Consider the following 8,273-nt stretch of genomic DNA (forward strand, 5'->3'; position numbering starts at 1 on the left):
CATTATCGCAAGAGATTCCCGTCGATTAGCGTAGTAACTGGAATACGCTTCTTATTCTCTTTAAAACTGTTTACGACCGTCTTTCGGCGTGTTCGCCCGGCGTATTCTTCTGAGGTCGAATATATCCGATTGGCGCGGTTTGACTGGTCCGAGAATCCTTCGCGCCCGGCACCGGCACGCGATCGAGGCGCCCGGCACCGGCCCGGCCGCTGCGCGGGCTACCGTTGGCACAACAACTCGGGCAGCGACTACGGGCGGGATGATACGTGCACTACCTGCGGATTCACTGGCTGCCCGGGGCCGAGGAAGCCCAGCGCCCGGCCCTCGCCCAGCGGGAGCTGCTCGCCCGATGATCACCGACGCACGGAACGCCTTCCTCGACCGGATGGCGGCCGCCGACCCCGGTCTCGTCCGGCTGCGGCTCGCCGCGTCGGCAGTGCTCGGCATCGTCATCGCGGTCCTCGCGATGCTGCCGCTGCATTTCCCGCTCACCACCACGCTCGTCGCGGCCATCGCGGCGATGATGAGCGCGTTCACTGTCAACGACGCCACCAGCGGCGGCCAGGCCGTCACGCTGCTGCTGGCGCTGCTGGTCGGGGCCGCCTCGATCACCGCCGCCTGCGTCGGCTCCGCATACGCGCCCGCGGACAGCATCGTGTTCGTGCTGCTGATCTTCGTCGCGGTGTACGTGCAGCGGTTCGGCGCGCGCGGCATCGCGCTCGGGTCGATGGCGTTCTTCCTGTTCTTCTTCCCGATGTTTCTGCAAGCGCACCTCGCGCAGGTCCCGCACCTGCTGCTCGCGCTGGCGATCGGCGTCGCGGCGAACGCGGTCGTGCGGTTCCTTCTCCTGCGCCGCAACGCCGAAAGCGAGCTGATCCGCTACCGGCAGGCGTTCCGGGCGCGGCTCGGCGCGGCGGTGCGGGCGGCCGGGGCGTACATCTCGTCCGGCGGTTCGGACCGCAGCGACCGGCAGATCCGCACGTCGGTGGAGCGGCTGCACGAGGTGGTCCTCCTGATCGAGGACCACGCTCCCGACGTGGTCGACGACCGTCGTGCCGACCAGCTGCGCCGCCGGGTGATCGAGGTCGAACTGGCCGTGCAGTGGCTGGTCATCACCGTGCGGCGGACCTGCTCGCAGCCGCTGCCCGAAGGCGTCGCGGACGATCTCGTGGCCCGGCTGTCCCGGTTCCGGTCGCTGATGGAACGCGACCCGCGCGACCTGCCGCTGATCAGCGAGACCGGCGAGTACAGCCGGATGCTCGTGGAAGGCAGCCGGATCGACGAACGCGCGCACCCCGGCGACGGCGTCCGCCGCGCGATCGCCGAACTCGCCGTCGCGGACGACCGGGCGCAGCGGACCGCCAGCCTGCAGTCCACAGTGGACCTGCCGCTCGGCGAGGAGGAGGAAGAGGAACCGACCAAGGCGTTCGCCTACGACAACCAGACCCGCGGCGCGATCCAGGCCGTCCTCGGCGGCGGGCTCGCCGTGCTGGCCGGCCAGCTGATCTCGCCGCAGCGCTGGTACTGGGCGGTGCTGACGGTGTTCGTCGTGTTCATCGGCACCTCCAGCGCGGGCGCCCGGTTCGTGAAGGGCATGCGCCGCACCGGCGGGACCCTGCTGGGCATCGTCGGCGGTGTCGCGCTGGCGCTGCTGGTCAGCGGCAACACCCCGGCGATCCTCGCGCTATTGCTGGTCTGCGTTTTCGGCATGGTCTACACCGCGCGGGTCTCGCAGTTCCTGATGGCGTTCTTCGTGACCAGCATGCTCGGCTTGCTCTACAGCCTGCTCGGCACGTTCAGCATCGAGGTGCTGTGGATCCGGGTCGCCGAAACCGCGGTCGGCGCCGCGTGCGGGCTGCTCGCCGCCGTGGTGGTGCTGCCGGTCCGCACGCGCGCGGTGATGCTGGACGACATCGCGATCGCGCTCGACGAACTGCACGAATTCATCGAATCGGCCGCGACGCTGCTGTCCGGCCGTGAGAACGTGAACATCATCGAGATGTCCCGCGACCTCGACCGCGCGGTCGAGCAGGTGCGGCTGACGATCGAACCGCTCACCCACCCGATCAACCTGCGCAGCGCCCGCCGCGACTACGGCTGGCACGTGCTGACCACGCTGGAGGGCATCGCCTTCCGCGCCCGCCACGTCGCCGCCCGCGCGCAGCCCGGCCAGCTCGCCGGCCCGGTCTCGGAGCGGCTGGACCAGTTCGCCGGCCGGATCGTCGCCAATGTCGACCTCGTGCACGAGGCGGTCAGCAACCCGGGCGGCACGCGGCCGCGCAAGCTCGTCCGCGACGACGGGACCCCGGTCGCCGACCGGATCGACGAGGCCGAGACCCGCGCCGTGCTGTCCAGCCTGAGCCACCTCGACGAGGGTTTGATCGCGCTGGGCCGCGTGCTGGGCGTCGGCGCGCAGGACCCGCCCCGGCACAGCTGACTTACGCGGACGCGGCGTCGAGGATCCGCAGCTCGTCGTCGCTCAGCTCCGCGTCGTGCATCGCGACCAGCGCGGGAACCTGCTCGACCGTGCGCGCGGACGCGATCGGCGCGGCCACCGTCGGCTGCCGCGCGAGCCAGGCCAGCGCGACCGTCGCCATCTCCGCGCCGCGTGCCTTCGCGACCTCCTCCAGCGCCGCGAGCACCTTCACGCCGTGCTCGCTGTCCGCGTAACCGCCGGCGAGGCCGGGCATGTTGCGGATGTTGTCCACCTGCTGGCCCGGCCGGTACTTGCCGGTCAGGAACCCGGACGCCAGACCGAAATACGGCACGCAGGACACTCCGTGCCGCTGCACGATCCCCCGCCGCGCGCTCTCGTACTCGTCCCGCGCGACGAGGTTGTACTTCGGCTGCAGCGCCGCGTACTTCGCCAGCCCCTCGCGGTCGGAGAACTCCAGCGACGCGGCCAGCCGCTCCGGGCTGATGTTCGAGGCCGCGATCGCGCGGACCTTGCCTTCCCGCACCAGCTCGTCCAGCGCGGCAATGATCTCCCCGACCGGAACCGACTCGTCGTCGAAATGCGTGTAGTACAGGTCGATCCGGTCGATCCCCAGCCGCCGCAACGATTCCTCGGCCGAGGCCTTGATGTTCGCCGGCGCGAGCCCCTTGAACCGCGGGCTGTCCCCGACCTTCGTCGCCACGACCACGTCGTCCCGGTTCCCGCGCGAAGCGAGCCACTTGCCGATGATGGTCTCGGACTGCCCGGGCTCGTTGCCCGGGAACTGATAAATGTACGAATCGGCCGTGTCGACGAAGTTCCCGCCCGCCTCGGCATAGGCGTCCAGCACCGCGAACGACGCCGGTTCGTCGGCGGTCCAGCCGAACACGTTCCCGCCGAGGCACAGCGGGGAGACGGCGACGTCGGATGAGCCAAGTGTGCGAAGTGCGACCATGATCGCATTCAAGCACTCCTCGCCCGGGCATGCCCGCGACGCCGAGAGATTCTGCCCGCTCGTACCTCGCCCGGCCGCACACCTGGCAGGATCATCCTTCTCGCACAGCTTTCCGGGGAGGCAGCTGACGAGAAGACCGGCGGTCGGCGACCCGCTCTGGCTCGGGACGAGACGACCCGGGTGCTGCCCGGCAGCGGACCGGACGACCGCCTCGTCGCGCTCGCCCTCCCGGGATCCGCCGGATTCCGCGCCGAGGCGGCCGCATTGAGCGCGGTGCTCGAAGCTGATCCGGACGCGTCCACGCCCTGGCGTGCTTCGGAACTCCATTCTGGTCCCCTTGCCGCAGGACGTGCCCGACGCGCTGCCCGAACCGGCGGCGCTCCGGCTGGCCGCCGGACTCGCCGCCGACTTGACCCGGCTCCACAGCGCCGGACCGGCCCACGGCGCGGGCCTGCCCGGAATCGGCTCGCTCACCGCCAGCCCGGACCGCAAGACTGTCGCCACCACCTCAGGCTCGGCCGCGGACAACACCGTCCACCTGTGGCGCAAGCCCCTGACCTCGACCCGTGCGCGCGACGCGAACGTCCATGAGGGGAACCCTGACGGAATCAGATTCCCTCAGGGTTCCCCTCACGAACCTCCGCCGGAGCGCTGCGGATCAGCGGGCGAAAACGGGCGGCGCCCCCATCGGACTGAGGTGCATCCCCGCGATCCGCCAGCCGTCCTCGTCGCGGACGAGCACGTGCGTCGCCCGGAAGGTCCCGTCGACGCGGTTCCCCTGATGGGTCGCTTCCTGGTCGTGCACGCCGATCGCGATCGCTGTGTCGCCGTGCACGCGCACCTCGACCTCACGCCAATCGAGCCGCTGTGTCGCCAGCGCACCCGACTGGTAGCGGCCCAGCCACTGCTCACGGTCGAGCACGAATCCAAGCGGTCCGACGAGCCGGAATCCGTCGGCGACCACGGCGCGCAAGGTGCCCAGGTCGCCCGCGACCTCGGCGGCTGCCCAGCGTTTGCCCAGATCAGCGATGTCTGCGGCGTCCATGATGCCCTCCAGTACCAGTCGATGAGACACCACAAACGTTAGATATCTAATCCTTCGTCGTCAAATGGTTAGAGTTCGATGATCCTGCGGTACCGTCCTCCCCGTGCCCCGACCCGCCACGCCGCCGCTCGGCGTTCTCCTCGCCCGCACCGCCAAGACCGCGGGGCAGGCATTCGACCGCGCGCTCGCCGAGGTCGGCGGATCGCAGCCGGTCTGGCAGATCCTCATCGCGCTCAAAACCCGCCAGCACGCGAGCCAGCGCGAACTCGCCGACGCCGTCGGCATCCAGGGCGCGACGCTCACCCACCACCTCAACGGCATGGAAACCGCGGGCCTGCTCACCCGCACCCGCGACCCGGAAAACCGGCGCGTGCACCAGGTCGAGCTGACCGGCTACGGCGAGCGGACCTTCCACCGCCTCGCCGACGCCGCGATCGCGCACGACAAGCGGATGCGCCGCGGATTCACCGACGACGAGATCGCGACCCTGGCCGCACTGCTGACCAGGCTCGCGGAAAACGTGACACAGGCGGACTCGTGAGCGCCCGAAGAAGCGCCCACGAGTCCGCCTCACTCAGTTACCGGGTTCCCGGGCAGGTCTTCCAGGCGAAGTGGTAAACCGTCTGGACACTGCCGTCGGTCGAGTCCATCGTCAGGAAGCTCGTCGTCGCCTTCGGATCGGAAGTGCCGGCATACGCCCGCAGTTCCGTGTTGATGTTCAGGTTGCGCTCCTGGCCGCACGGTTCGTAGATAATCGCGTCGATGTCCGTCGAATCCGAGAACTGCCAGTCATTGTCGTAGAACCCGTCGAGCCGATGTGTCGCGTACGCGGTCGGCGAGTTCCCCTGGAAATAGTAGTTCGCGCGTTCCACGCCGTACGCGCCCTTTTCGAGGTGCCCGAATCCGCGGTAGTCCGCCGAGGCGATTCCGTACGTGAACCCCTGCGGCACGTGCACGCGAAGGCCGATCTGGCAGTTCTTCCTGAAGTCCGTCGGCTGCGCGCCGACGCCGACCTGCGCGGTGTATTGGCTGTAGGTGACGGTGAACGCGGTGTTGTCCGCCGAAACCGAAACCGCGGCCGTGTCCGGCGGGCAGCCGGTCCCGTTCACGGTCGCCACGTCGATGATAATTTTGTCCGGCGGCGGATTCTGCGGCCAGGAATGCGGCGTAATTGTCGAAGAAAGGGCCAAAAGCGCAGCGGCCATCGTGGCAAGCATGGGTTCCTTCCCATTACTTCCGGGGGTTGGGGGTTTCGAAAGGGTAGCGCGACAACCACTCTCCGCGTCCCACTGAATGGAGCAACGTACTTGTTTAGCTGCACACAGCAACGTGTTAACAAATCGTTGACAAAAGCTATTATGGACAATTGACGAATCAACAAAAATGCTTCAAAAACACACAACGCGGAACCACTCGCCCGGCTGGTCCGGACAATCCGGAGAAAAAGCCCGCAAAAACCGGGCAATCAGGACAGTTCACGTGGCGTGTCCGCTTCCGTGCCGACCCGCGCTTCCCGGGCGATTCGGCGGACCGCCCCGCCGCGGCCGCCCACGACGAACCTCGGCGGCTCCGGGCCCGCCACGCCCGCAACTCGATCGTGATCTCGGGTTGCGCCCTTCGCCCCACGACTTAAGGCGGATCGCACCGGGAGCCCGAACGTGATCCTGGCTACCGTGACTGGACGCACCCGGACGACGCCCGCCGGTAGGGCTAGCATCCTCGGTACTAGCCAAAGTCGTCTCAAGCTGGAGAAGCGCAATGACCCAAGCCCCTGTCAACGTCACCGTCACCGGTGCGGCCGGCCAGATCGGCTACGCGCTGCTGTTCCGCATCGCGTCCGGTCAGCTGCTCGGCGCCGACACCCCGGTGAAGCTGCGGCTCCTGGAGATCCCCCAGGCGGTCAAGGCGGCTGAGGGCACCGCGATGGAGCTGGACGACGGCGCGTTCCCGCTGCTGGCGGGCATCGACATCTTCGACGACCCGAAGCAGGCCTTCTCCGGCGCGAACATCGGCCTCCTGGTCGGCGCCCGCCCGCGCAGCAAGGGCATGGAGCGCGGCGACCTGCTTGAGGCCAACGGCGGCATCTTCAAGCCCCAGGGCGAGGCGATCAACGCGGGCGCGGCCGACGACATCAAGGTTCTCGTGGTCGGCAACCCGGCCAACACCAACGCGCTCATCGCCCAGTCGCACGCCCCCGACGTGCCCGCCGAGCGCTTCACCGCGATGACCCGCCTCGACCACAACCGCGCGCTGGCGCAGCTGGCCAAGAAGCTCGGCGTCGCCGTGACCGACCTGAAGAAGGTCGCGATCTGGGGCAACCACTCGGCCACCCAGTACCCGTCGGTGCAGCACGCCGAGGTCAACGGCAAGAACGTCGCCGAGACCATCAACGACGAGGCGTGGCTCGCCGACACCTTCATCCCGACCGTCGCCAAGCGCGGCGCCGCGATCATCGAGGCCCGCGGCCTCTCCTCGGCCGCCTCCGCCGCGTCGGCCGCGATCGACCACGTCTACACCTGGGTCAACGGCACCCCCGAGGGCGACTGGACCTCGGCCGGCGTCGTCTCCGACGGCTCCTACGGCGTCCCGGAGGGCCTCATCTCCTCCTTCCCGGTCACCGCGAAGGACGGCAAGTACGAGATCGTGCAGGGCCTGGAGATCGACGAGTTCTCCCGCCCGCGGATCGACGCCTCCGTGGCCGAACTGGCCGAGGAACGCGACGCGGTCCGCAAGCTGGGCCTGATCTGAGGTCTGTTTCCGAGGTGGCCGCCCCGAAACCGGGGCGGCCACCTCGCGTCTGGCGCGGTTGTTTGGGAGGTGCGCGACGATCTGTGTCTCGCGGGATTGTTGCTTTTCACTCGCCCGCCGTATAGGTCGTTATACAGTTGAAAGCAGCTCGTGCAGCCGGTGGGCGGCGGCGAAATCCGGCACCGTGTGCGTCCCGTCGTGGAGGTCCGCGGCCAGCTGGTCGTAGACCCGGCCCACATTCGCCGCCTGGATCGCCAACTCGCCGGCATCGCGCACCGGGACCACCGTCCACTCCGGACTGCCGGGACGGGACAGGCGAAGCTCCAGCCGGCCGATCTGCGCTTGCGCGGCCCACGGATCGGTCTCCGGCGCGGAGGTCAGCGCGAGATTCCCTTCGGTGCCCGCGATTTCGATCCGCGTCCGGGGCATCGCCGCTTCGCCGTCGTGCAGATGAACGGACACCGCTGCCCCGCCGTCGAGTTCGGCGTGCGCGAGGAAATGGTCCGGGGCCGTGACGGCGATCGGCTCCGCCGTTTCGGCGACGCGATGCGATCCGTTCCGGATCGCGGTCCGGCCGGACAGCTCGCGGATCGGCCCGAGCAGGTACTGCACCAGATCGAGCGTGTGCCCGCCGAGGACTTCGACCAGTCCGGCCCCGCTGCGGCGGTCGTAGGTGTAGGCCGTCCACCCGGGAACGTCCCGGGTGTTTCCCTTGCCGCGCGAACTGTAGACAGTCGCGGACAGCACCTCGCCGATCTCCCCGATCATCTCGCGGGCCCGGCGGACAGTCGGCGAGAACCGCGCCTGCAGACCCACCGCCGTGTGCACCCCGGCCCGCTCCCCCGCCGCGGCCAGCGCGGCGGCTTCCCCGGCGGTCGTCGCCAACGGCCACTCGCAGTAGACGTGCTTGCCTGCTTCCAGCGCCGCCGTCACCAACTCGACGTGCGCGGGCACCTTCACCGTGACGACAACCAGATCGACGTCGGGGTGCTCGGCGAGACTCCGGGCGTCGGTAAAGGCATGCCGTGCGCCGAACCGGGCGCGCGCCGCCTCCGCACTGCTGGTGCGCGTGGTCGCGACGGCGGCAAGCG

Annotated in this window: 7 protein-coding genes; 3 read left to right on the top strand and 4 right to left on the bottom strand. The window is 69.1% G+C overall.

The genetic code is table 11. The features are described 5' to 3' along the window. The first annotated feature begins 349 nt into the window (after positions 1–349). On the top strand, positions 350–2,437 hold the full coding sequence (locus tag A4R44_RS31600; protein ID WP_067588812.1) for an FUSC family protein: 2,088 nt from the start codon (positions 350–352) through the stop codon (positions 2,435–2,437). 1 nt (position 2,438) lies between these two features. Here A4R44_RS31600 and A4R44_RS31605 read toward each other — a convergent pair whose 3' ends face one another. Together A4R44_RS31605 and A4R44_RS31610 are read right to left on the bottom strand one after the other, a co-directional pair. Then, positions 2,439–3,389 (bottom strand): aldo/keto reductase, encoded by a 951-nt coding sequence (locus tag A4R44_RS31605; protein ID WP_067588814.1) that lies wholly within the window; start codon positions 3,387–3,389, stop codon positions 2,439–2,441. A gap of 658 nt (positions 3,390–4,047) precedes the next feature. Further along, on the bottom strand, positions 4,048–4,434 hold the full coding sequence (locus A4R44_RS31610; protein WP_067588816.1) for a nuclear transport factor 2 family protein: 387 nt from the start codon (positions 4,432–4,434) through the stop codon (positions 4,048–4,050). Between the two features lie 103 nt (positions 4,435–4,537). Between A4R44_RS31610 and A4R44_RS31615 the strand changes: the two genes are divergently transcribed. Further along, on the top strand, positions 4,538–4,975 hold the full coding sequence (locus A4R44_RS31615; RefSeq protein WP_067588818.1) for a MarR family winged helix-turn-helix transcriptional regulator: 438 nt from the start codon (positions 4,538–4,540) through the stop codon (positions 4,973–4,975). 37 nt (positions 4,976–5,012) lie between these two features. Here the strand turns inward: A4R44_RS31615 and A4R44_RS31620 are convergent, their stop codons facing one another. Then, the gene (locus A4R44_RS31620; protein ID WP_067588820.1) at positions 5,013–5,651 is read right to left on the bottom strand and encodes a DUF4360 domain-containing protein; all 639 of its coding nucleotides are present in this window, start codon (positions 5,649–5,651) and stop codon (positions 5,013–5,015) included. 541 nt (positions 5,652–6,192) lie between these two features. Between A4R44_RS31620 and A4R44_RS31625 the strand changes: the two genes are divergently transcribed. Then, entirely contained in the window at positions 6,193–7,182 is a 990-nt protein-coding gene (locus A4R44_RS31625) for a malate dehydrogenase (protein ID WP_067588822.1), read from the top strand. A 129-nt stretch (positions 7,183–7,311) separates the two neighbouring features. Here the strand turns inward: A4R44_RS31625 and A4R44_RS31630 are convergent. Further along, positions 7,312–8,273 (bottom strand): Gfo/Idh/MocA family protein (locus A4R44_RS31630; protein ID WP_067588945.1); only part of this gene is annotated, 962 nt, incomplete at its 5' end.

It is taken from the genome of Amycolatopsis sp. M39, from assembly GCF_001651785.1.
In the GTDB taxonomy this organism is placed as follows: Bacteria; Actinomycetota; Actinomycetes; order Mycobacteriales; family Pseudonocardiaceae; genus Amycolatopsis; species Amycolatopsis rubida.